This is a genomic window from Actinomadura rubteroloni (genome assembly GCF_002911665.1).
Taxonomy (GTDB): domain Bacteria; phylum Actinomycetota; class Actinomycetes; order Streptosporangiales; family Streptosporangiaceae; genus Spirillospora; species Spirillospora rubteroloni.
The window spans coordinates 189,409-211,711 of record NZ_MTBP01000002.1 but is presented as its reverse complement, the minus strand read 5'-3'; the positions used below and the strand labels follow the sequence as shown (position 1 = coordinate 211,711).

The window sequence follows — 22,303 nt, the reverse complement described above, 5'->3', positions numbered from 1 at the left end:
GGACGTTCCGGGGCAGGATGGAGGGGTGACCCTCCTCGATCAGCTCCCCACCGGTGACGACCTCGGCCCCGACTCGCTCTACGCGGCGTTCGAGAGCTGGGTGTCCGGACGCGGCATCACCCTGTACCCGGCGCAGGAGGAGGCGCTGATCGAGGTCGTGTCGGGCGCGAACGTCGTCCTCGCCACGCCCACCGGGTCCGGCAAGAGCCTCGTCGCCGCGGGCGCGCTGTTCACCGCGCTCGGCCGCGAGCAGGTCGCGTTCTACACCGCGCCGATCAAGGCCCTGGTCTCGGAGAAGTTCTTCGACCTGTGCGAGATGTTCGGGCGCGAGAACGTCGGGATGATGACCGGCGACGCGTCCGTCAACGCCGACGCCCCGATCATCTGCTGCACCGCCGAGGTGCTCGCGAACATGGCGCTGCGCGACGGCGCGGACGCCGACGTCGGCGTCGTCGTGATGGACGAGTTCCACTTCTACGCCGAGCCCGAGCGCGGCTGGGCCTGGCAGATCCCGCTGCTGGAGCTGCCGCAGGCGCAGTTCCTGCTGATGTCGGCGACGCTCGGGGACGTCGAGTTCTTCCGCACCGACCTGACGCGCCGCACCGGGCGCCCCACCGCCGTCGTGTCGTCGGCGGAGCGGCCCGTCCCGCTGATCTACGACTACCGCCTGACGCCGCTGCACGAGACGATCGAGGAACTGCTCGCCGAGCGCAAGGCGCCGATCTACCTCGTCCACTTCACGCAGGCCGCCGCCATCGAGCGGGCGCAGTCGCTGATGAGCGTGAACGTGTGCAGCAAGGAGGAGAAGGCGCGCATCGCCGAGCTGATCGGCGGGTTCCGGTTCACGACGAAGTTCGGGCGGAACCTGTCGCGGTTCGTCCGGCACGGCATCGGCGTCCACCACGCCGGGATGCTGCCGAAGTACCGGCGGCTCGTGGAACGGCTCGCGCAGGCCGGGCTGCTCAAGGTCATCTGCGGGACGGACACGCTCGGCGTCGGGGTGAACGTCCCGATCCGGACGGTCGTGTTCACCGCCCTGTCCAAGTACGACGGGACGCGCGTGCGGCGGCTGCGCGCCCGCGAGTTCCACCAGATCGCGGGCCGCGCCGGACGCGCCGGCTACGACACCGTCGGGTTCGTCGTCGCCCAGGCCCCCGAGCACGTCGTGGAGAACGAGAAGGCGCTCGCCAAGGCCGGGGACGATCCGAAAAAGCGCCGCAAGGTCCAGCGCAAGAAGGCGCCGGAGGGCTTCGTCGGCTGGGACGCCGACACGTTCGCCAAGCTCCAGACCGCCGCGCCCGAGATGCTGCGGTCCCGGTTCCAGGTGAGCCACGCGATGCTGCTGTCGGTGATCGCGCGTCCCGGCAACGCCTACCAGGCGATGAAGCGGCTGCTCACCGACAACCACGAGGAGCCGGCCGCGCGCCGCCGCCACATCTCCCGCGCCATCGCGATCTACCGGTCGCTGCTGGCCGGGGGAGTGGTCGAGTCGCTGCCCGAGCCGGACGCGCAGGGCCGCTGGGCGCGCATCACCGTGGACCTCCAGGAGGACTTCGCGCTCAACCAGCCGCTGTCGACGTTCGCGCTCGCCGCGTTCGAGATCCTGGACCCGTCCTCGCCGGGGTACGCGCTGGACGTCCTGTCGGTGATCGAGGCGACGCTGGACGACCCGCGCCAGATCCTCGCCGCGCAGGAGAACAAGGCGCGCGGCGAGGCCGTCCAGGCGATGAAGGCCGACGGCGTCGAGTACGAGGAGCGGATGGAACTGCTCCAGGACGTCACCTACGCCAAGCCGCTGGAGGAGGAGCTGGAGGCGGCGTACGAGGTGTACCGGGCGGGGCATCCGTGGGTGGGGGACCATCCGGTCAGCCCGAAGTCGGTCGTCCGCGACATGTACGAGCGGGCGATGACGTTCACCGAGTACATCGGCTACTACGAGCTGGCGCGCACCGAAGGGCTCGTCCTGCGGTACCTGTCGGGCGCGTACAAGGCGCTCCAGCAGACCGTCCCGGAGTCGATCAAGAACGACGACCTCATCGACCTCATCGAGTGGCTCGGCGAACTGGTCCGCCAGGTGGACTCCAGCCTGCTGGACGAGTGGGAGCAGCTCGCCAACCCCGCCGCGTCGCCGGACGAGATCGTCGAGGAGCGAGTCACCCGCGTCACGGCCAACGCGCGGGCGTTCCGCGTGCTGGTCCGCAACGCGCTGTTCCGCCGCGTCGAGCTGGCCGCGCTCGAACGCTACGCCGACCTCGCCGCCCTCGACCCGGAGTTCGGCGCGGACGCCTGGGCCGACGCGATGGACGCCTACTACGACGAGCACGACGAGCTTCTCACCGGCCCGAACGCGCGCGGCCCCAAGCTGCTCCAGATCGAGGAGGTCCCGGCGGACGGCCTGTGGCGCGTCCGCCAGGTCTTCGACGACCCGGCGGGCGACCACGACTGGGGCATCACCGCCGAGATCGACCTGGCGGGCTCCGACGAGGCCGGCGAGGCGGTCCTCCGCGTCCTCGCGGTCGACCGCCTATAACCGCGATCCCGGCCTGCTGCACTCGCTGCGCTCGCTCCGCAACCGGGTTCGGTGCGAGCGCTGCATCGCTTCGCGATCTTCCCGCCCGTGGGAACTCGCCTTCGGCGTCGTTCCCACGGGCGCTCAGCTAACGCGCTCGCGCGGTGGCTGAGGCCGCCGCCCTGACCGGTCAGGCGGCGCGGGATTCCAGGCGGCGGGTGACGTCGGCGGCGAGGACGGGGACGTCCACGCCCTCGTCGGTCAGCAGGAGCACCGAGGCGTAGCGGCCGTCCATGAGGACGCCGAGCAGCAGGTGCTCGGCCTCGATGCGGCGGCCGCCGGTCCGCAGGCAGAGGCGGAGCGCGTTCTCGATGGACTTCTTCGTCTCGTGGGTGAGCGAGAGGTGCTTGCTGCCGCTGCGGCGGGGGCGGGACGTGGGGGCGTCCAGGGCGCCGGGGCCGAACGCGGCCTCGGCGGCGTCGCGGACGGCGGCCAGGTCCACGCCGATCGCGCGCAGGGCGTCGGCGTCCAGGACGTCGCTCCCGCGGTGGATCGCGTCGCGGAGGCGAATCGGGGTGGCGCCCGCCGCGCGCAGCGCCTCGGCTGCCTCGCTGTCGCCGTCGGCGAGCGCGAGCAGCAGGTGCTCGGTGCCAAGCCGCCGCGCGCCCGCGGCGCGGGCCGCCTGCTGCGCCTGGACGACCGCCTCGCGGGCGGACTGCGCGAACTTCTCGAACATTCAGTCCTCCTTGCGGGACGGGCGGCGGCTGCTGCCGTGCTTCTTGTGGACGGCCTGCCGGCTCACGCCGAGGAAGACCGCGATCTCCTGGAAGGACCAGCCGTGGTCGCGGGCGTTCGCGACCTGCAAGGATTCCAGCCGGTCGGCCAGCTCCCGCAGGGCGCGGACGGCGCGCAGCCCCACCGCCGGGTCCCCGCTGCTCGCCTCGCGGGCGAGCGTCGCTCCATCGCTCATGGCCGTCAATCTAGGTTGACGAGCCGCGCCGTGTCAACTCATGTTGACGGCTGGCGGTGGACGAGCAGCGTGGCCAGCAGGTCGTCCAGGCTGATCAGCCCCACCGGGCGGCCCGCCGCGTCCGCGACCAGCCCGAGGTTGCTGTGCGCCGCCCGCAGGTCCGCGACGGCGGCGGCCACCGGCGTCCGCTCGGGCAGCATCGGGACCGGGTGCGCCAGCTCGCCCGCCGGGGTGTCGCGGTCGCGCGCCCGCGCCAGGTAGGCGTCCCGGACGTGGACCATCCGGGGCGTGCCCGCGCCGCGCACCATGAGCCGCGTCCGGCCCGTCCGCGCGGCCGTGTCGATGATGTCCTGCGGCGACGCGCTCTCGTGGACGGCGATGATGTCGGCCAGCGGCACCACCAGGCCCGTCAGCGACGCGCGGGGCGCGTCCAGCGCGGCCGTCAGGACCCGCAGGTCCGCCTCGTCGATGAGCCCGAGGCGCCGCGACTCCTCGGCCAGGTCGCGGAGCTGCTCGGGCGTCCGGGAGATCTCCGCCGCGTCGCGCGGCCGGACGCCGATCGCCCGCAGCAGCAGGTTCGTCACCGCGTTCAGCGTCGTCAGCACCGGCCGGACGACCCGGGTGAACGCCCGGAACGGCGGCGCCAGGATCTCCGCCGACCGCTCCGGCCGGACGATCGCCCACGACTTCGGCGCCATCTCCCCGACGACCATGTGCAGGAACGTCACCAGCGCGAGGGCCAGCACGAACGCCACCGCGTGCCCCGCCGCGCGCGGCAGCCCGACCGCGTGCAGCAGCGGCAGCAGCGCGTCGGTGATCACCGGCTCGGACACCAGGCCGAGCCCGAGCGAGCACATCGTGATGCCGAGCTGTGCGCCCGCGAGCATCAGCGACAGCTCCCGGATCCCCGCGATGGCGGACGCGGCGGCGCGCGACCCCTGCGCCGCGTCCCGCTCCAGCCGGGGCCGCTTGGCCGCGACCAGCGCGAACTCCGCCGCGACGAAGAACCCGTTGCCCGCCAGCAGCGCCAGCGTCACCGGGGCGCCGATCCCGAGGTTCACGGCGCGTCCCCGGCGGGCTCGACGCGGATCCGCACCAGCTCGGGCACGTGCCGGTGGACGGTCATGACCTCGACCACGGCGTGCAGCGGCGGCTCGTCCAGCCGGGCGGGCAGCTCGACGTCCACGACGTCGCCCGGCTCGGTGACCCGGCCGAGCCGTTTCAGCAGCAGCCCCGCCACGGTCTCGTAGTCGCCGCGCGGCAGCTCGACGCCCGTCTCGTGGGCGGCCTCGTCGATGCGCAGGCCCGCGTCGATCGTCCACCACTCGCCGCTGCGGATCGCCAGCTCCTCGGCGGGCTCGTTCTCGTCGGAGATCTCACCGACCAGTTCCTCGGCGACGTCCTCCCAGGTCAGGAGCCCGGCGAAGCCGCCGTACTCGTCCACGACGCAGGCCAGCGGGGCGCGCATCGCCTGGAGCTGCGCGACGACCTCCGGCAGCGGCAGCGTCGACGGCAGCATGAGCGCGGGCCGCGCCAGCGACCGGACGGTCGTCCGCGCCGCCTCCTGCGGGCTCAGCGTGATCAGCTCGTCCAGGCCGACGACGCCGACGACGTCGTCCACGCCCGTCCCGACGACCGGGTACCGGGTGTGGCCGCTGGCGATGATGACCTCGCTGAGGGTGCCGGCCATGTCGCCCGCCGAGACGGTAACGACGTCCACGCGCGGCACCATCACCTCCTCCGCGCTGCGCTCGGAGAACACCAGGGCACGTTCCAGCAGGTCGATGTGGCCCTCCTGCAACTGCTCGCCGGACTCGCCGATGATGTGGCCGAGTTCCTCCAGCGTCGCGCCGTGGTGCAGTTCCTCGACCGGCTCGATCCCGGCGGCGCGCACCAGCCGGTTCGCCGCCGCGTCGAACAGCCGGATCAGCGGCCCCGCGACCGCCAGGTAGGCCAGCGTGGACGCCGCCAGGAACCGGGCGAGCGGCTCGGCGCGGGCCAGCGCGAAGTTCTTCGGGAACAGCTCGCCGAGCACCATCTGCACGATCGTCGCGAGGACGAACCCGAGCGCCACCGCCGCGCCGCCCGCCATCGCGGCGGGCAGGCCGAGCGCGTCCAGCGCCGGACGGAACAGGCCCGCGAGCGCGGGCCGGGCGATGAACCCGACGACCAGCGCCGTCACCGTGATGCCGAGCTGCGCGCCCGACAGCATGAACGACAGCCGGTTCATCACGTCGACGGCGCGGGCCGAGCGCCGGTCGCCGTCCCGGGCGCGGTGCTCCAGCTCCAGCCGGTCGGCGGTGACGAACGCGAACTCCTGCGCGACGAAGTAGCCCGTCGCGGCCGTCAGCACGAGCACCGCGAGCAGCCCGAGGCCCGCGTTCACCCGCGCGGCCCCTCACCGGTCACCATGCGTCCTCCTCACCCGCGTACCAAGATCCTTACCCCGTTTCCCGCAGGGCACGACCCGCGCGGGCGCTCAGGGACGGTCGGGGAAGAGAAGGCGCAGGTACATCGCGGTGACGTCGTCCAGCGCCCGCTCGAAAGCGGCCGGACCGTCGATGGTGCGGGCGAACCGGTCGATCATCGCGTACGCGGCCTCCGCCACCGCGCGCGGCGACGCGGCCGGACGCGCCTCGCCGCGCGCCGTGAGCCGTTCGACGTAGCGGGTGCCGCGGCGCAGCGGACGCTCCCGGATCTCCGTCACGATCGCGGCGATCGCCGGGTCGGCGAGCGCCTGGTGCTCGAGCACGGTCAGCAGCTCGCGGTGCTCGGCGACGGCGCTGAGGAACGCGGCGATCGACGCGCGGGCCAGGCCGTCGTGGTCGCCCGCGTCGGGGATCTCGTGCGCGGCGAGGAACGCGTCGCGGACCCGGCCCGCGACGGCGCGGAACACGTCCTCGCGGGACGCGAAGTAGACGTAGAACGTCGCGCGGGACACGTGCGCCTCGGCCGTGATGTCCGCGACGGTCGTGCGCGCGTAGCCGAGCCGGGCGAAGACCTTCTCGGCGCAGGAGAGCAGGAGCGTCCGGGTCTCGTGGTCGCGGCCGGCCCGGGCGGTGCGGGCCGCCCACGGGGACTTCGGCTGCGTCATCGGATCAGCGTAGCGTCGGCGGTCACGGCCGGGCCGCCGAACTCGGGACGTCCGGCCGGCTCCGGCAGCGCCCGGCAGGCGTCGCGGACCCGGTCGCACGGCCGTCGCGGTCGGTTGCGGCGGGACGACCTTCACAAGCCGGTCAATCTTCCGGCAAGACACCTGCGGGGACCGTCCGCGACCCCGGCCCGCCGGGTAGCCGACCAGCGACGGGCGAGCGCACGCGTGCCCGGACTGGGAGGACGATCATGGCAGGGAACGAGCACCGCCCGGTCCTTGTGGGGACGGACGGATCGCCGGGCGGCGCCCGCGCCGTGGAGTGGGCCGCCGACGACGCCGCGCGGCGCGGCCGGGAACTGCACGTGCTCTACGCCGACGGCGAGTGGCCGATGGGCGTGGAGTCGCCGCCCGACCGGCCCGAGGGCCGCGAACTCGGCGACGGCCGCAACAAGGTGATCGAGGAGGCGTGCGCCATCGCCGCGCACCGTCGGCCGGACCTGCCCGTCTCGGGCGAGGCGCTGACCGCCGACCCGGTGCGGGCGCTGCTCGCCGAGTCGCCGCGCGCGTTCGAGACCGTCATCGGCAGCCGGGGGCTCGGCGGGTTCGCGGGTATGATGCTCGGCTCGGTGGCGCTGCGCGTGGCGGGCCGGGCCGCCGGCCCGGTCGTCGTCGTGCGCGGCGAGAAGCCGCCCGAGGGCGGGCACGGCGAGGTGATCGCGGGCGTGGACCTGTCCGAGCGGACGCACGACGTCCTCGAATACGCCTACGATGCCGCCGAACTGCGCGGCGCGCGGCTGCGGATCGTCTGCGGCTTTCACGCGGCGCCCTCGCTCGTGGCCTCCGGCCGCTTCGTCGACATCGACGGCGTCGAGGACTCCCTCCGCGCCCAGATGAGCGACGTGCGCCGTGACTTCGGCGAGCAGCGGCCCAAGGTGGACGTGGTGGACGTCCTGGTACGCGACCATCCCGTCCACGCCCTGGCCGAACGCTCCCACGAGGCCGACCTGGTCGTCGTCGGCGCCCGCGGCCTCGGCCGGATGCGCTCCATGCTGCTCGGCTCGATCAGCCACGGCGTGCTCCACCACGCCCACTGCCCGGTGGCCGTGGTGACGTCCCGCACCGAACCCTACGAATGACCCGACGCGCGTCGCGCCGACCCGGACGGCCCGTTGAACCACGCGCGTCGCCGGGTCAGGCGGGTCGTTCGACGTCCGCCCAAAGGCTGGGCAGGTTCACCACGACGCCTTCCTGGGTGCTGCGCGCGATGACGACGACGGCCTCTTCGTCGGGGGACGGGTTCTCCTCGCGGTGCGGTACGTACGGGGGCACGAAGATGTAGTCGCCCGGCTCGGTCTGTAGGCGCACTTCCGCGTCGCCGTCCGCGAAGACGAACACCGGCCGGCCGGACACGACGTAGATCGCCGTCTCGGCCTCGCCGTGGTGGTGGTCACCGGAGCTGGTGGCGGGCGCGACGTGCGTGCGGCCCATCCAGAGCCGCTGCGAGCCCACGGTCGTCCCGGAGACCGCCTCGAATCTCAGCATCCCGGGCGTCTGGGCCGTGTCCGGCGTGAGGTCACGCCCGCGCACATGCTCGATGCGCGCGTGCCAGGCCGCGTCGCCCGCCGGGGTCGCACTGCTGGAGGTCACCCCCTCATCCTTGCACCGCGGCTGGAGGGGTGCGGGCCGGGAAGGCGGGCGGGGGCCGGAGCGGCCGTGGCGGCCGCTCCGGCGTGGAGTGTCAGGGGGCCACGTAGCCGTGGTGGCCGCCCGGACCGCGGACGACGCCGCCGCGCGGCGGGAGGCCCGGACGCGCCGGACCGTGGTGCGCGTACGGGCCGTGCGCGTGCGGGTGGCCGTAGGGGCGGCCGTGCTCGTGGTGGCCGGGCGCGTACGGCCGGTGCCCGTAGGGGCCGTGCGGCCGGTGCTGCCCGTACGGGGCGTGCGGCCCGTGCGGGCGGTGCGGTCCGTTGGGCCACGGCGACGCCGAAGCCGGAGCGGCGAGCGCGAGTCCCGTGGCGACGGCGACGGCCGACGCTACGAGAATCCTGCGCATCCTCATGGGTCCTCCCGATGTGAACCGTGGCGGTCTGCCACGTCTCACCGCAGAACGTAGCCGTTTGACTACGGAAGGGGAATAGGTGCAGGCAGAGAGTGGTGTGAAGTGCCGGAACTACCGCCTCGCGGTCAGCCCGGCCTATCCCTGGCGCCTCATCCGCACCGGCGACCCCGTCCGTCCCGCGCATGACGCCCGCGACGCCGGAAGCCGTCGCGGGCGGAGCGGTGAAGATCACGTATGGCCGTCGTCGGCCGGGTAGGACAGCGACCGCAGCAACGGACGATCGACCTGGAGGAACAGATGACCGCCGACCTTCCGGCCCCCCGCGGCCCGCTCAGCGAAGCGCTCCTGGACGTGCTGCGCGGCCCGGCCGGGACCCCGGCGGCGGCCGAGGCGCTCGCCGCCGCCCCGGCGGCGGACGACCCGTTCGGCGACGACCTCCACCTCGCCCTGCACCTCTGCTACGAGCTGCATTACCAGGGCCTCACGGGCGTGGACGGCGGATGGGAGTGGGATCCCGCGCTGCTCGGGCTGCGCGCCGCGATGGAGCGGACGTTCCTCGCCGAGCTGCGGGACGGCACCCCCGGCAAGGACGTGGACGACGTCCTGGACGCGCTGCTCATCGAGCACCTGGACGCGCGCGGCGCCTCCCACCACCTGCGCGACAAGGGCGAGATGTGGCAGATGCGGGAGTATCTGGCGCACCGGTCGATCTACCAGCTCAAAGAGTCCGATCCGCAGGCGTTCGCCGTCCCTAGGCTGACAGGGGCACCGAAAGCGGCGCTGGCAGCGGTCCAGTACGACGAATTCGGTGGCGGCCGCGCCGACCGCATGCACGCCCGCCTGTTCGCCGACCTCATGGAAGAGACGGACCTCGACCCGTCCTACGGCGCGTACGTGAACGTGGTGCCCGCGCCGATGCTCGCGATCACGAACATGATGTCGCTGTTCGCGCTCCACCGGGCGCTGCGCGGGGCGATCCTCGGCCACTTCGCGGTCCTGGAGATCACGAGCAGCCCGGGGTCGGAGCGGATGTGCCGGGCGCTGCGGCGCCTCGGCGTCGCCGAGCGCGGCGTGCGGTTCTACGCCGAGCACGTGGAGGCGGACGCCGTCCACGAGCAGGTGCTGCGCCGCGACGTCATCGGTGGGCTGCTGGACGCGGAGCCCGAACTGGCGCCGGACGTGGCGCTCGGCGCGGAGGCGACGGTCCTGCTGGAGGAGCGGCTGGACGATCACCTGCTCGGCTGCTGGGACGCGTCCCGCACGTCCCTGCTCCGCCCGCTCTGACGGCGGCGCGGCCCGGGCCGGCGAGGCCCGGGCTAGTCGTCGCCGCGGACCTTGCGCCGGTGGCTGGTGTCGCAGAACGGCGCGGTGCGGCTGCGGCGGCATGTGCACAGTGCGACGACGAACCGATCGGACCGGACGGTCGTCCCGTCGTCCTGGACGATCTCCACCGGCCCCTCCACGAGAAGCGGCCCGTTCTTCACCTGCGTGACCCTCTGCACCATAGGGACCGACATACCCGGCAGGCACCGCCAAAACGGTGATGCATCGCATACCCGGACGAGTAAGGACAAGGATCGTTTGCCGAGGCCGTGACCCGACATGGCCGATCCGAGTTGACTCCGCGCGGACGCCGCGCCAATCCTGAGAGTGCGCCCGTCGGCAGGACCGCCGCCGGGCGCGGGGCCCGCGGCAAGGCCCGCACGCGAGACGGCGCGGCGGGACCGGAGTGCGGCGGACGGCCCCGGCCGCGGCCCGATCCGGGTGAACGTCACCCGGCGGACCACATCCACGAGAGCGCGCGGCGTTCCCGAAGAACGTCCGCGTGATTCACGGCCTCTTCAGCGGTGACGACCCGATCGGTCGGCGTTCCGCAGGGAGGAACTTTCCGCTCATGACAGCTTTCACGAGTCCCACGAACCTTCGTACCGACCCGCGTACTGACACGGCGGACCGGCCCGGCACGGACGAGACCGGACCGACGATCGAGGAGCGCCTCGCCGAGATGCGGGGCCTGCGGGAGGGCCCGCGCCGGGACCGGGCCCGCGAGGAGATCATCGTCTCGTGCGTCCCGACGGTGCAGCGGATCGCGCGCCGGTTCGCGTCCCGGGGCGAGAGCGTGGACGACCTCTTCCAGGTCGGGATGCTCGGCCTCATCTCGGCGGTGGACCGCTTCGAGCCCGACCGCGGCACCCGCTTCTTCGCCTACGCGACGCCGACCGTGGTCGGCGAGATCAAGCGCCACTTCCGCGACCGGGGCTGGGCGGTGCGCCCGCCGCGCGGCGTCCAGGAGCGCTGGGCCGAGCTGAACGAGGCGCGCGGCCGGCTCAGCCAGTCGCTCGGCCGGTCGCCGACGATCGCCGACCTCGCGGCCGACCTGGACACCGACGAGGAGGAGATCATCGAGGCGATCCAGGCGGGGGACGAGTACCACCTGTGCTCCCTGGACCGCAGCGTGGACGACGACCCCGACAGCCCGACCGTCGCCGAGACGATCGCGACGCTCGACACCGAGCCGGACGTCATCGACTCGCGCGAGTCGGTCAAGCCGGTGCTCAACCGGCTCGCCGCGCGGGAGCGGCAGATCCTGCTGCTGCGCTTCTACGGCAACAAGACGCAGCGGGAGATCGCCGCGATCGTCGGGCTCTCGCAGATGCACGTGTCCCGGCTGATCCGCGACAGCCTGGCGCTGCTGCGGGCCGCCGCCGAGGGCGAGGACGACCCGGGGCCCGCCGACGAGCGGCGTCCGCGCGCGGCACGCCGGACGCGCACGGTCCAGACCGTCACCGAGACCCGGACCACCACCCGGACGACCACGCGCACCACGGCGCGGGCGGGCGGACGCCGCAAGGCGCATAGCAGACGTCCCGCCGGGTAGGCGCGGCGACGGACACCGACCTCACAGGAAGGACAGCGCTATGAGCCAGCAGATCCGCGACATCATGACCGAATCCCCGCTGTGCGTGCAGCCCGACACCGTGGTGACGGACATCGCGGGGAAGATGCGCGACCAGGACGTCGGGGCGGTGCTCGTCACCGACGACGGTGAGCTGCTGGGCGTCGTGACCGACCGCGACCTGGTGACGCGTTTCCTGGCCGACGGCGGCGACCCCGGGACGGCGACGGCCGGGTCGATCGCCAGCGCCGCCGATTTCACGGTCGCGCCGGACGACGAGGTCTCGCGCGCCGTGGACCTGATGCGGGACCAGGCGGTGCGGCGGCTGCCGGTGGTCGAGAACGGCCGTCCGGTCGGCATCGTGTCGATCGGCGACCTCGCGATCGAGCGGGACGAGCGCTCGGCCCTCGCCGACATCAGCGCCGCCCCGGCCAACAAGTGACGGGACCGTCCGCCGGGGGGCCGGGCGCCCCCCGGCCCGGCGCGGGCACGACGGTCGTCATCGCGACCCGCGACCGCCGCGAGGAACTGCTGCGGACGGTCGCCAGGCTGCGCGGCCTGCCCGAACAGCCCGAGGTCGTCGTCGTGGACAACGGGTCGCGGGACGGGACGGCCGACGCCGTCCGCGCGCTCGGTGACCCCGGCACGACCGTCCTCGGCCTGGCCCGCAACCTCGGCGCGCCCGCCCGCAACCTCGGCGTGGCCGCCGCCCGCACCCCGTACGTCGCGTTCAGCGACGACGACTCCTGGTGGGAGCCGGGCTCGCTCGCCCGCGCGGCGGCCGAGTTCGACGCCCATCCCCGGCTCGGACTGATCGCGGCGCGCACGCTCGTCGGCGCCGCCCGCGACCCCGACCCGATCAACGCCGCGATGACGGACACGCCGCTGCCGCCGGGGCCCCGGCCGCTGCCGGGACCGCCGGTGCTCGGCTTCCTGGCGTGCGCGGCGGTCGTCCGGCGGGAGGCGTTCCTGTCCGTCGGCGGGTTCAGCGCGGTGCTGTTCTTCGTCGGCGAGGAGCGGCTGCTCGCCTACGACCTGGCCGCCGCGGGCTGGGACCGCTGCCATGTGCCGGGCGTCGTGGCCGTCCACGAGCCGTCGCCGCGCCGCCAGGGGGCGGGCGCGCGGCGCAGCGCCGAGCTGCGCAACACCGTGCTCACCGCCTGGCTGCGGCGGCCCGCCGCGCTGGCCGCCCGCGAGACCGCGCGGCTCGCCGCCGCCGCGCCCGGCGACGGCGACGCCCGCCGCGCCCTGGCCGGTGCGCTGCGCCGGCTGCCCGCCGCACTGGCCGGGCGCCGCCGCCTGCCGCCGCCGGTGGAGCGCGCGGCCGGGCTCATCGACCGCCACGTGCCGGAGCCGGTGCCGTGACCGATCCGCGGATGACGGTCGTCATCATCACCCGCAACCGGTGCGGCGAACTGCTCCACGTGCTGGGGCGCATGACGTCCGTCCCGGAGGGCCCGCGCGTGATCGTCATGGACAACGGGTCGACCGACGGCACCGCGTCCGCCGTCGCCGAGGCGTTCCCCGGCGTCGAGGTCACCGCGCTGCGCGACAACCTCGGCGCGGTCGCCCGCAACCTCGCCGTCGAGCGCGTCACCACGCCCTACGTCGCGTTCTGCGACGACGACACCTGGTGGGAGCCGGGGTCGCTGGCCCGCGCCGCCGACCACCTCGACGCCCATCCGACGGTGGCGTCGGTGACGGCCCTGATCCGCGTCGAGCCGGACGGCACCGAGGACCCCATTACGCCCGAGCTGCGGCACTCGCCCGTCCCCGGCCCCGACGGGCTGCCCGGCCCGGCGCTGCTCGGCATCCTCGCGGGCGCGTCGATGCTGCGCGTGTCGGCGTTCCGGGAGGCGGGCGGGTTCTCCGAACGACTCGGCTTCGGCGGCGAGGAGGAACTGCTCAGCCTGGACCTCGCGGCGGCGGGCTGGTGGCTGTGCTGGACGGAGGACGTCGTCGTGCACCACGCGGCGTCGACCGTCCGGGACCCGCGCAGCCGCCGCAGGCGCGGGATCCGCAACACCCTCTGGACGGCCTGGCTGCGGCGGCCGGGCCTGGACGCCGTCCGCCGGACCGGGACGCTGCTGCGGTCGGTGCCGCGCGACGCGGCGAGCGCGGCGGCCGTCGCCGAGGCCGTGCGGGGCCTGCCGTGGGTGCTGCGCGAGCGGCGGCCCGTCCCCGCGCGCGTGGCGTTCGGGCTGCGGCTGCTGGAGGACTCCCAGCGGCGCTCACCCGCGCGCCGGTATGTCGGATGACGCGTCGAGCAGCGCGAACGCGGCGGCCAGGACCTCCGACACGGTGATCGCGAGCAGCCGCGGGTCGGGGTCGGCGCCGTGCGCGTCGCCGGGACGGCCCGCCGCGCCGCCCTTCCACAGGACCGTGTGCCGGGGGAGGTCCGGCGGCCCCCACAGCGCCGGGGACACCGGGCCGAACAGCGTCACCGACGGTGTGCCGCACGCCGTCGCCAGATGCGCCACGCCGGTGTCGCCGCAGACCACGAGGTCCGCGGCGGCGACGGTGGCGGCGAGGTCGGCGAGGCCCGCTCCGGTGAGCACGTCCGCGACGCCGCCCGCGACCTCCGCCGCCAGCGCCCGTTCGGCGTCCCCGCCGGTGACCAGCACCCGGTGGCCGGCGCTCGCGAGGATCCGGACGACGGCCGCGAACCGCTCGGGCGGCCAGCGGCGGCTGCCCGACGCCGCGCCCGGATGGACGATCACCGCGGGCTCCGCGCCGAGGGGCGGCGACAGGCCGAACGCGGACGGGTCGGCCGGGACGCCGTTCAGTTCCAGCAGCCGGCACCAGCGCGCGATCTCGTGTTCGTGCTCGTCCCACTCGGGGCCGTAGACGATCGTCCGCTCCGCGCCGAGGGCCTCGACGATCCGGTGGCTGGCGGGGCCGTCGCCGTGCAGGTCGATCGCGACGTCGGGCGGGGGGCCGTCCCAGGCGACCGGCGCCAGCTCGGCCGTGGGCAGCAGCCGGTCGAGCCCGTCGCACAGCGCGGCCAGCGGCGCGAGCGCGGCGGGTGCGGCCAGGACGATCTCGTGCCCCGGGAACGCCGCCCGGACGGCCCGGTAGGCGGGCACGCCGGTGAGGAAGTCCCCGAGCCCGAGCGCCCGCAGCAGCAGGACGCGTCTCATCGCGCCGCCGCCGCGGGCAGGATCGCCTCCCAGTCGGCGAGGAACCGGTCCAGGCCGTAGCGGCCCAGCGCGGCGCGGCGCGCGGCGGCGCCGCGTTCGGCGGCCTCGGCCGGGTCGGCGAGCAGGCGCGCGACGGCGGCGCGCAGCACCGCGCGGTCGGTGGACACCACGCCCGCGTCCGGCGGGACGGCCTCGGCGACCTCGGTCGTCCCGAACGCCACGACCGGCATCCCGAGGTGCATGGCTTCGAGCAGCGACAGGCCGAGCGACGTCCACCGCACCGGGTGCAGGTAGACGCGGCGGCGCGCGACCTCGGCGTGCATCCGGTCCTGCGGCAGGTCCTCGAAGGCTTGCGCGCCGGGCAGGCCGAGACGTTCCGGGACGTCCGCCACGCCCATCCCGAACACGTCCAGCGGCCCGGCTTCGGCGAAATAGGGGAGCAGGTCGGCGCCGACGTAGCGGCCCCGGCGCAGCGGCTCGTTGGTGACGACGGCCGTCCGCGCCAGCTCGCCCGTCCACAGCGCGCCCGGATCCACGATGCCGTGCTCGACCACGCGGGTCGGCGTGCTGCCGCAGTCCCAGAGCAGATCGTTGAAGTGGGTGACGTGGACGATCAGCGCGTCCGGCCGGTCGGCGAGCGGGTGGCGGGTCAGCGGGACGTCGCCGTCGGGCGCGTTGTGCTCCAGGTAGACGAGGGGGAGGTCGCGTCCCGTCCACGTCCGGGCCAGCTCCGGCTCGTGCGGACGCTGCGCGATGACGACGTCCACGTCCAGGTCGCGCAGCTCGTCCGGCGACACCTCCTTCACCGTGCCGGGCCACTCCCACGTGCGGGCGCGGCCCAGCCCGTCCGGCCCCCGATCGGGCGTGACCGGCACGAGATAGGTGTGCGGCCCCTGGACGAACGCGGTCGTCCAGGAGCCGTGCACATGCCAGATCAAGATGTTCATGTTTCTCCGCTCGCCTGCGGCGCGCTTTGAGCCGCGCGCTTCCCTCGTCGCTCTGGTCGCAAGCTCCCGCCGCTCCTCGGTCCAGCGCGCGACGCGCGCCTCCGGCTCGCTCATGAGGCTGTCTCCGCGATCAGTTTCTCGACGGCGTCGGCCGCGTCGGCGGCGGTGACGCTCATGAGGCAGGGATGGCCGGGGACGGGGCAGTCGCGGGCGCGGGTGTCCCGGCACGCGGCGCGCTGGTCGCCGAGCAGCACGTGCGGGACGCCGTAGGGCGCCCACCGCTCCGCCGGGACGACCGGCGAGAACAGCGACACCACCGGCGCGCCGACCGCCGCCGCCAGATGCGCGGGCCCGGTGTTGCCGGTGATCACCGCGTCCGCGCCCGCGAACACGGCCGCGAGGCTCGGCCAGTCGGTGCGTCCGCCGAGGTCGGTGCCGATACGGCCCGCGACCAGGGTCGTCAGCGCCCGCTCGTCCGGGCCGCCCGTCACGACCGGGCGCAGGCCGCGCGCGGCGAGCACGCCTACTGTCTCGGCGCACCGCTCGGCGGGCCAGCGCCGCGACCGCACCGACGCGCCGGGATGGACGATCACGTACGGGCCGTCCCCGGCGAGCGCCGTGATGTCGGGCAGGGGACGCCGCACCGCGAGCCGTCCGTCGTCGCCGGGCGGCTGCGGGAACCCGGCCGCCGCCGCGAGCGCCAGCGCCCGTTCGGGCTCGGGCAGGTCGGGGTCGCCGCGCAGCCGGACGTCCAGCAGCGAACCCGGATGGTCCACGCTGATGCCCGCGACGCGCTCGATGCCCGCCATGCGCAGCAGCAGCGCGGCGGGCAGCGGCGACTGGTGGAAGGACGTCAGGATCACCGCGTCCGTGAACCGGCCCTCGGCGAGGCGGCGCACGAGCGCGTCGGTGGCCGGGCCGTCGAACGCGGGCGGGACGAACCCCGACCACGGCGCGTCGTAGACCACCACGTCGCCGACGCCGGGCAGCAGCCGTCCCGCCGCCGCGCCCTGCGGCCCGGCCAGCAGCGTCACCGGCCCGCACCGCGCGGCGACCGCGCGGATCGCCGGCCCGGCCAGCAGCACGTCGCCCGCGTTGTCCAGCCGGACGACGAGCGCGGTCACGCGTCCTGCCAGAGGCCGGCGCGGGCATCGTCCAGCAGCAGCGCGACGGCCGTGCCGAGGTCGGCGGCGCGGCGGGCGCCGGTCAGCTCGCCGGGCAGCGTCCGCGCGGTCGGGACCAGCACCGCGCGCGCCCCCGCGGCGTGCGCCGCGGCCACGTCCCCGCCGATGTCCCCGATCACCGCGCACTCGTGCGGCGCGGCGCCGAGCCGTCCGGCCGCGCGCAGCACCAGGCCCGGCGCGGGCTTGCGGCACGAGCAGCCGTCGCCGGGGCCGTGCGGGCAGATCTCCCACGCGTCGAACGGGCCGAGCAGCTCCTCGGTCCGCCGGTTGACGGCGTGCGCCTGCGCGGCCGTCAGCAGCCCGCGCGCGATGCCGGACTGGTTGCTGACGACCCCGATGCGCAGCCCCCGCGCGCGGGCGGCGTCCAGCGCCTCGCGCGCCCCCGGCATCGGCTCGACCAGCGCCGGGTCGCCGTTGTAGGGGACGTCGCGGATCAGCGTGTCGTCCCGGTCGAACAGCAGCACGCGCGGCTCGGGCGGCCACGGCCGGGCGGCGCGGGCCGCGAGCGTCCCGCGCGCCCAGTGCCACACGGCGGCGGGCGGGATCGCGGCGCTCGTCGCGAGCATGGCCGCGATCTCGCGGGCGGTGCGCGGGCCGGGCGCGATGCGGGCGGCGGCGAACTCCCCGACCCCCGCCGCCGCCAGCGCGCCGAGCAGCGCGGCGGCGCGGCGGTGCCCGGTCAGCGCGAGCGTCATCGCGGACGCGCCCGCCGCGACGATCCCGAGATGCCGCGACCGGCGGCCCGGCGTCTCCCCAGCGCGCTCGTACCAGTCCGCGCCGTGCAGCCGCCGCATCAGCGCGTCGTCGGCGTTGCCGCGCTGCGCCCGCAGGCTCGCCCACGGCCCCGACGGACGGACGGGATGCTCGGTGCGCCGGATCCCCGTGTCCAGCCGCCACCCGTCGGCGAGGACGCGCAGCGCCAGGTCGGCGTCTTCGCGGAACGCGCGCGGGAACCGCTCGTCGAACCCGCCGGTCTCGATCAGCGCCGCCCGCCGGTATGCCATGTCGGCGGTGATCCACCGAGCGGACGCGAGCCCGGCCGTCCCGCGCTCCCAGTCCGTCGGCGGACGGTCCTGCGGCAGCGGCACGCTGACGTTCCCCTGGACCCCGCCCACATCGCGCGCCGCCGACTCCAGATCGGCGACCAACTCGTCGCGCCAGCCCGGTCCGACGCGGACGTCGTCGTCCAGGAACACGACCCACGGCGTCCGCGTGCGCCGCCAGCCGAGATTGCGCGCCCCCGCCGGCCCGACCCCGCCGGACGCGACGATCTCCGTCCGGTCGGCGAGCGCGTCGGGCACCTTCGGCGCCGCGTGCGGCCCGCCCGGCCGGTCGTCCACCAGCACGATCTTCTCCGGCGCGGGCCCGAGCGCCCCGGCCAGCGACTCCAGCGCCGCCCGCAGACAGGGCCGCGCCAACGTGGGCATCACCACCGAATACCCGCTCATGCGCACCCCCGCGCGCCGGAGGCGCGCTTTGCGCCGCGCGCTTCCCTCGTCGCGTGCTCGCTCGTTCCTCGCTGCGCGCGCTCCTCAGTCCAGCGCGCGGCGCGCGCCTCCGGCGCGTTCATGGACGCCTCACGGTGAAGGGGCCGATGGCGAGGAGGTCGACGGGGCTGGAGCCGAAGCACTCCAGCGCGTCGCGGACGTCGTCGACCATCGGGCGGCCCGCCGTGTTCAGGCTCGTGTTGACGACGACGGGCAGGTCCGTGCGGCGCTCGAACGCGTCCAGCATCCGGGCGACCAGCGGTTCGTGCGCCGGGTCGACGGTCTGCACGCGGGCCGTCCCGTCCACGTGGACGACGGCCGGGATCCGGTCCTGCCAGGCCGGCGCGACGTCGTGGACGAACAGCATGTACGGGCTCGGGTTCGGCCCGCGCGTGAAGATCTCTTCGGCACGGTCCAACCGCACCATCGGCGCGACCGGGCGGAAGCTCTCCCGCCCCTTCACGTCGTTCATCCGGTCCAGGTTCGCGCGGCGGCCCGGATGCGCCAGCAGCGACCGGTGCCCGAGTGCGCGCGGCCCGAACTCCGAGCGGCCCTGGAACCACGCGACGATCCCGTCGGCGGCCAGCACCTCGGCGACGGCCTCGGCGACGTCGGCGGGCCGCTCGTAGGGGACGCGCGCGGTCCGCAGCATCGCCTCGATCTCCTCGTCGGCGAACCCGCGGCCGAGGTCGGCGCCGGTCATGAACCAGGCGGGCTCGTCCAGCGCGTGCGCGACGTGCAGGCCCGCGCCGAGCGCCGTCCCCGCGTCGCCCGCGGCGGGCTGCACCCACACCTGCTCGAACGGCCCCTCCCGGGCGAGGACGGAGTTCGCGACGCAGTTCAGCGCCGTTCCCCCCGCCATCGTCAGCATCGACTCGCCCGTGCGCTCGTGCAGGTCGAAGGCCAGTTCGATGAGCACTTCCTCCAGCCGCCGCTGCACGCTGGCGGCCAGGTCGGCGTGCGCGTCGCCCCACGGCGCGTCGCCGGGCGGCGGCGCCAGCTCGCCCCAGTCGACCGGCTCGGTCACGAAGCCCCCGTCGCCCGTGACCCGGATCTTGGAGCGCAGCAGGTCGAGGTGGCGCGGCTTCCCGTAGGACGCCAGCGCCATCACCTTGTACTCGTCGGACGAGCGCAGGAACCCCAAATACTCGGTCAGGTCCTCATAAAGGAGTCCGAGCGAGTGCGGCAGCTCCTGCGTCGAGTGGACCTCCAGGTCCCCGTCGCGGTAGTGGCCGGACAGATGGGAGTGGCGTTCGCCGCGCCCGTCCGACACGAGCACCGCGCTGGACCGCGCCGGCGCCGCCAGCCCCGCCGACGCGGCGTGCGCCACGTGGTGCGGGACGAACCGGACCCGTCCCGGATCCAGCCCCGGCAGCGAGTCGGCGAGGAAGCTCGGCGCCTCGTGCGCGTACGTCGTCCGCAGGTGGTCCCACGGGTCGAACAGGCCCATCTCCTCGGCGGGCAGGGTCAGGTCCGGGTCGTAGGAGAAACCGACCGCGTCCACGTCGGCGGGTGTCAGCCCCGCCTGCTCCAGGCACCACCGGGCCGACAGGACGGGCTGCTCCCACGCGGCGAACGGGACCGGCCGCTTGCCGTGCTTGCGGCGGCTGAACCGCTCCTCCTCCGCCGCGGCGACGACCTGGCCGTCCACGACGAGCGCGGCGGCCGGATCATGGAAGATCGCGTTGATTCCGAGCACACGCAACTGGCGTCTCCTCCCTCACCTACGTGATCGCGCCCCTCCCCGGAGTGACCATCGCGAAACATGGGCGCCGGCGTGCGTCCGCGGCGCCACGGCGGGTAACCGACGGTCCATGCGAGTCCTGATGACCGGGTGGTTCAGCTTCCTGAACGGCGAGGCGACGGCGGGGGACGTCCTCGCGCTCGCCGCCGTCCGCGACCGGCTCGACGCCGACGGCGTCGCGTGCGACACGGCGTGGAGCCCGGTGTTCCGACCGGGCGCGCTCACTCTGGACGACGCCGACCCCGGCGACTACACGCACGTGGTGTTCGCGTGCGGCCCGCTGCACGGCCCCGACATCGCGGCCCTGCACGAGCGGTTCGCGCACTGCCGCCGCATCGCGGTCGGCGTCTCGGTGCTCGACCCGGACGACCCCGCCGCCGCCGGGTTCCACACGATCCTCGCGCGCGACGGCCTGGACGGCGTCCGCCCCGACCTCGCGACCGTCCCGCCGATCGCGTCCGTGCCGGTCGTCGGCGTCGTGCTGTCGCTCGGCCAGGGCGAGTACGGCGCGCGGCGGCGGCACGAGGACGTCGCCGACCGCATCACCGGCTGGCTCGCCGAGATCGACTGCGCCCGCCTGCCGCTGGACACCCGCCTCGACAGCGCCGACTGGCGGCTCCCCGCAACCGCCGGGCAACTCGTCGCGGCCCTCGCGCGGCTGGACGTCGTCGTGACGACGCGGCTGCACGGGCTCGTCCTCGGGCTGCGCGCCGGGACGCCCGTCCTCGCCGTCGACCCCGTCGCCGACGGCGGCAAGGTCAGCGCGCAGGCGACGGCGCTCGGCTGGCCCGCCGTGCTGTCGGCCGCCGACGTTCTCGCCCCCGGCGGCGCCGACCGGCTCGCCGACCTGTGGGCCTGGTGCCTGTCGGGACGCGGCCAGACCGCCGCGCAGACGTTCGCGCCCGAACCGAACCCGTTGCTCCCCGCACTCGACGATGCGCTGCGTAGCCAGTCGTAGCGCGATCCGTGTTTGAGTCGTCGCGCCCCCGGCTAGGTGATCGCGGCACGCACGAACCCGCGTGCCGTCGCAGGTACGGAGGACAGCGTGATCATCCATATGGTGTCCGAACACGCCAGCCCGCTGGCGCCGCTCGGCGGGGCCGACGCGGGCGGGCAGAACGTCCACGTCGCCGCGCTCGCCCGCGCGCTCGCCGCCCGGGGGCACCACGTCCGGGTGTTCACCCGGCGTGACGACCCCGACCTGCCCGTCGAGGTCACCCCGGCCGGGGGCGTGGTGGTCGAGCACGTGGACGCCGGGCCGCCCGAGCCGGTCCCGAAGGACGACCTGCTCCCGTACATGCGGGAGTTCGGCGCACGGCTGCGGGAGCGCTGGCGCGCCGAACGTCCCGACGTCGTCCACGGGCACTTCTGGATGAGCGGGCTCGCCGCGCTGGCCGGCGCCCGCGACCTCGGCATTCCGGTCGCGCAGACGTTCCACGCGCTCGGCGTCGTCAAGCGCCGCCACCAGGCCGGGGCCGACACGAGCCCGCCCGAGCGGTCGGTGCTCGAACCGCGCGTGGCGCGCGAGGCCGACATGGTGATCGCGACGGCGTCGTCGGAGCTGCCCGACCTGCGGACGTTCGGGGTGGACGACGAGCGCGTCCGGATCGTGCCGTGCGGGGTGGACACCGACCGGTTCCGTCCGGACGGCCCGTCGCTCGCCCGGCCGTCGCGTCCCCACATCCTCAGCATCGGCCGGCTCGTCCCGCGCAAGGGCGTCGCGACCGTCGTCGAGGCGCTCGCGCAGGTCCCCGACGCCGAGCTGGTCGTCGCGGGCGGCCCCGCCGCGGGAGGCCTGGACACCGACCCCGAGGCGCGGCGCCTCGCCGCGCTGGCGGAACGTTCCAACGTCGCCGACCGCGTCGTGTTCCTCGGCGCCGTCCCGCACGACCAGGTGCCCGCGCTGATGCGCGCCGCCGACGTCATCGTCAGCGCGCCCTGGTACGAGCCGTTCGGGATCGTGCCGGTCGAGGCGATGGCCTGCGGGACGCCGATCGTCGCGTCCGCCGTCGGAGGCCATCTCGACACCGTCCTGGACGGGACCACCGGCCTGCTCGTCCCGCCGCGCGACCCGGCCGCGCTCGCCGCGCGGCTGCGCGCCCTGCTCGCCGACGAGCACCGCCGCACCGCGCTCGGCCACACCGGCGCCGCGCACGCCCGCGCCCGGTTCTGCTGGTCGGAGATCGCGGCGCGCACCGAGGCCGCCTACACCGAACTCATCGCGGGCCGCGTCGCGCGTCCCGCGTACGCGATGGCGCAGGGAGGCTGACATG

General features: G+C 75.1%; 22 protein-coding genes. 9 read left to right on the top strand and 13 right to left on the bottom strand.

Features of this window, described 5'->3' with window-relative positions:
* Positions 1–25: 25 nt before the first annotated feature.
* On the top strand, positions 26–2,530 hold the full coding sequence (locus BTM25_RS12370) for a DEAD/DEAH box helicase (RefSeq protein ID WP_103563062.1): 2,505 nt from the start codon (positions 26–28) through the stop codon (positions 2,528–2,530).
* 169 nt (positions 2,531–2,699) lie between these two features.
* Here BTM25_RS12370 and BTM25_RS12365 read toward each other — a convergent pair whose 3' ends face one another.
* The 5 genes from BTM25_RS12365 to BTM25_RS12345 all read right to left on the bottom strand — a co-directional run bounded on the left by BTM25_RS12365 (position 2,700) and on the right by BTM25_RS12345 (position 6,573).
* Complete coding sequence (locus BTM25_RS12365) at positions 2,700–3,245, bottom strand: Clp protease N-terminal domain-containing protein (protein WP_103563061.1); 546 nt, start codon at positions 3,243–3,245, stop codon at positions 2,700–2,702.
* On the bottom strand, positions 3,246–3,479 hold the full coding sequence (locus BTM25_RS12360) for an RNA polymerase subunit sigma-70 (protein ID WP_103563060.1): 234 nt from the start codon (positions 3,477–3,479) through the stop codon (positions 3,246–3,248). It abuts the gene before it with no gap.
* A gap of 38 nt (positions 3,480–3,517) precedes the next feature.
* Positions 3,518–4,540, bottom strand: a complete 1,023-nt coding sequence (locus tag BTM25_RS12355) for a hemolysin family protein (protein ID WP_103563059.1) — start codon at positions 4,538–4,540, stop codon at positions 3,518–3,520.
* Positions 4,537–5,865 carry a hemolysin family protein gene (locus tag BTM25_RS12350; protein ID WP_103563058.1) on the bottom strand — a complete coding sequence of 443 codons (1,329 nt, stop codon included), beginning with the start codon at positions 5,863–5,865 and terminating at the stop codon, positions 4,537–4,539. The genes BTM25_RS12355 and BTM25_RS12350 overlap by 4 nt, the downstream gene beginning before the upstream one ends.
* 93 nt (positions 5,866–5,958) lie before the next feature.
* Positions 5,959–6,573, bottom strand: coding sequence for a TetR/AcrR family transcriptional regulator (locus BTM25_RS12345; RefSeq protein ID WP_103563057.1), 615 nt, complete (start codon positions 6,571–6,573; stop codon positions 5,959–5,961).
* A 248-nt stretch (positions 6,574–6,821) separates the two neighbouring features.
* On the opposite strand from BTM25_RS12345, the gene BTM25_RS12340 reads away from it, so the two are divergent.
* Positions 6,822–7,709, top strand: a complete 888-nt coding sequence (locus tag BTM25_RS12340) for a universal stress protein (protein WP_103563056.1) — start codon at positions 6,822–6,824, stop codon at positions 7,707–7,709.
* A 55-nt stretch (positions 7,710–7,764) separates the two neighbouring features.
* Here the strand turns inward: BTM25_RS12340 and BTM25_RS12335 are convergent, their stop codons facing one another.
* Entirely contained in the window at positions 7,765–8,220 is a 456-nt protein-coding gene (locus tag BTM25_RS12335) for a cupin domain-containing protein (protein WP_103563055.1), read from the bottom strand.
* A gap of 91 nt (positions 8,221–8,311) precedes the next feature.
* Positions 8,312–8,626, bottom strand: coding sequence for a hypothetical protein (locus BTM25_RS12330; RefSeq protein WP_103563054.1), 315 nt, complete (start codon positions 8,624–8,626; stop codon positions 8,312–8,314).
* 303 nt (positions 8,627–8,929) lie between these two features.
* Here BTM25_RS12330 and BTM25_RS12325 point away from each other — a divergent pair, with 303 nt between their 5' ends.
* Complete coding sequence (locus BTM25_RS12325; protein WP_103564590.1) at positions 8,930–9,916, top strand: iron-containing redox enzyme family protein; 987 nt, start codon at positions 8,930–8,932, stop codon at positions 9,914–9,916.
* A gap of 32 nt (positions 9,917–9,948) precedes the next feature.
* Here BTM25_RS12325 and BTM25_RS12320 read toward each other — a convergent pair whose 3' ends face one another.
* On the bottom strand, positions 9,949–10,137 hold the full coding sequence (locus BTM25_RS12320) for a CDGSH iron-sulfur domain-containing protein (RefSeq protein WP_205648094.1): 189 nt from the start codon (positions 10,135–10,137) through the stop codon (positions 9,949–9,951).
* Between the two features lie 389 nt (positions 10,138–10,526).
* Here BTM25_RS12320 and BTM25_RS12315 point away from each other — a divergent pair, with 389 nt between their 5' ends.
* Genes BTM25_RS12315 through BTM25_RS12300 form a run of 4 tightly spaced genes read left to right on the top strand, consistent with a single transcriptional unit; the run spans position 10,527 to position 13,786 of the window.
* Positions 10,527–11,510, top strand: a complete 984-nt coding sequence (locus BTM25_RS12315; RefSeq protein ID WP_103563052.1) for a SigB/SigF/SigG family RNA polymerase sigma factor — start codon at positions 10,527–10,529, stop codon at positions 11,508–11,510.
* Between the two features lie 40 nt (positions 11,511–11,550).
* Positions 11,551–11,970, top strand: coding sequence for a CBS domain-containing protein (locus BTM25_RS12310; RefSeq protein ID WP_103563051.1), 420 nt, complete (start codon positions 11,551–11,553; stop codon positions 11,968–11,970).
* Entirely contained in the window at positions 11,967–12,893 is a 927-nt protein-coding gene (locus tag BTM25_RS12305) for a glycosyltransferase family 2 protein (protein ID WP_103563050.1), read from the top strand. Before BTM25_RS12310 ends, BTM25_RS12305 begins: the two co-directional genes overlap by 4 nt.
* An 11-nt stretch (positions 12,894–12,904) precedes the next feature.
* Positions 12,905–13,786 (top strand): glycosyltransferase family 2 protein, encoded by an 882-nt coding sequence (locus BTM25_RS12300; RefSeq protein WP_103564589.1) that lies wholly within the window; start codon positions 12,905–12,907, stop codon positions 13,784–13,786.
* On the opposite strand, the gene BTM25_RS12295 is transcribed toward BTM25_RS12300, so the two are convergent.
* The 5 genes from BTM25_RS12295 to BTM25_RS12275 form a co-directional block, all read right to left on the bottom strand.
* A complete protein-coding gene (locus BTM25_RS12295; protein WP_103563049.1) occupies positions 13,760–14,668 on the bottom strand; it encodes a glycosyltransferase family 9 protein in 909 nt (302 codons plus the stop codon). The genes BTM25_RS12300 and BTM25_RS12295 overlap by 27 nt on opposite strands.
* Entirely contained in the window at positions 14,665–15,615 is a 951-nt protein-coding gene (locus BTM25_RS12290) for a glycosyltransferase (RefSeq protein ID WP_103563048.1), read from the bottom strand. The genes BTM25_RS12295 and BTM25_RS12290 overlap by 4 nt, the downstream gene beginning before the upstream one ends.
* 110 nt (positions 15,616–15,725) lie before the next feature.
* The gene (locus tag BTM25_RS12285; protein ID WP_168212108.1) at positions 15,726–16,739 is read right to left on the bottom strand and encodes a glycosyltransferase family 9 protein; all 1,014 of its coding nucleotides are present in this window, start codon (positions 16,737–16,739) and stop codon (positions 15,726–15,728) included.
* Positions 16,736–18,247 (bottom strand): HAD-IIIA family hydrolase, encoded by a 1,512-nt coding sequence (locus BTM25_RS12280; RefSeq protein ID WP_103563047.1) that lies wholly within the window; start codon positions 18,245–18,247, stop codon positions 16,736–16,738. The genes BTM25_RS12285 and BTM25_RS12280 overlap by 4 nt, the downstream gene beginning before the upstream one ends.
* A gap of 118 nt (positions 18,248–18,365) precedes the next feature.
* Positions 18,366–19,991, bottom strand: coding sequence for a carbamoyltransferase family protein (locus BTM25_RS12275; RefSeq protein WP_103563046.1), 1,626 nt, complete (start codon positions 19,989–19,991; stop codon positions 18,366–18,368).
* Between the two features lie 109 nt (positions 19,992–20,100).
* On the opposite strand from BTM25_RS12275, the gene BTM25_RS12270 reads away from it, so the two are divergent.
* Positions 20,101–20,988, top strand: a complete 888-nt coding sequence (locus BTM25_RS12270) for a polysaccharide pyruvyl transferase family protein (protein WP_146059047.1) — start codon at positions 20,101–20,103, stop codon at positions 20,986–20,988.
* 87 nt (positions 20,989–21,075) lie between these two features.
* A complete protein-coding gene (locus tag BTM25_RS12265) occupies positions 21,076–22,299 on the top strand; it encodes a glycosyltransferase (protein ID WP_205648093.1) in 1,224 nt (407 codons plus the stop codon).
* Positions 22,300–22,303: the final 4 nt, after the last annotated feature.

Coding starts and splice junctions, on each gene's coding strand:
- BTM25_RS12365 (WP_103563061.1), bottom strand. CDS start 3,245: ATGTTCGAGAAGTTCGCGCAGTCCGCCCGCGAGGCGGTCGTCCAGGCG.
- BTM25_RS12345 (WP_103563057.1), bottom strand. CDS start 6,573: ATGACGCAGCCGAAGTCCCCGTGGGCGGCCCGCACCGCCCGGGCCGGC.
- BTM25_RS12270 (WP_146059047.1), top strand. CDS start 20,101: ATGCGAGTCCTGATGACCGGGTGGTTCAGCTTCCTGAACGGCGAGGCG.
- BTM25_RS12325 (WP_103564590.1), top strand. CDS start 8,930: ATGACCGCCGACCTTCCGGCCCCCCGCGGCCCGCTCAGCGAAGCGCTC.
- BTM25_RS12315 (WP_103563052.1), top strand. CDS start 10,527: ATGACAGCTTTCACGAGTCCCACGAACCTTCGTACCGACCCGCGTACT.
- BTM25_RS12360 (WP_103563060.1), bottom strand. CDS start 3,479: ATGAGCGATGGAGCGACGCTCGCCCGCGAGGCGAGCAGCGGGGACCCG.
- BTM25_RS12295 (WP_103563049.1), bottom strand. CDS start 14,668: ATGAGACGCGTCCTGCTGCTGCGGGCGCTCGGGCTCGGGGACTTCCTC.
- BTM25_RS12300 (WP_103564589.1), top strand. CDS start 12,905: ATGACGGTCGTCATCATCACCCGCAACCGGTGCGGCGAACTGCTCCAC.
- BTM25_RS12310 (WP_103563051.1), top strand. CDS start 11,551: ATGAGCCAGCAGATCCGCGACATCATGACCGAATCCCCGCTGTGCGTG.
- BTM25_RS12320 (WP_205648094.1), bottom strand. CDS start 10,137: ATGGTGCAGAGGGTCACGCAGGTGAAGAACGGGCCGCTTCTCGTGGAG.
- BTM25_RS12330 (WP_103563054.1), bottom strand. CDS start 8,626: ATGCGCAGGATTCTCGTAGCGTCGGCCGTCGCCGTCGCCACGGGACTC.
- BTM25_RS12280 (WP_103563047.1), bottom strand. CDS start 18,247: ATGAGCGGGTATTCGGTGGTGATGCCCACGTTGGCGCGGCCCTGTCTG.
- BTM25_RS12340 (WP_103563056.1), top strand. CDS start 6,822: ATGGCAGGGAACGAGCACCGCCCGGTCCTTGTGGGGACGGACGGATCG.
- BTM25_RS12290 (WP_103563048.1), bottom strand. CDS start 15,615: ATGAACATCTTGATCTGGCATGTGCACGGCTCCTGGACGACCGCGTTC.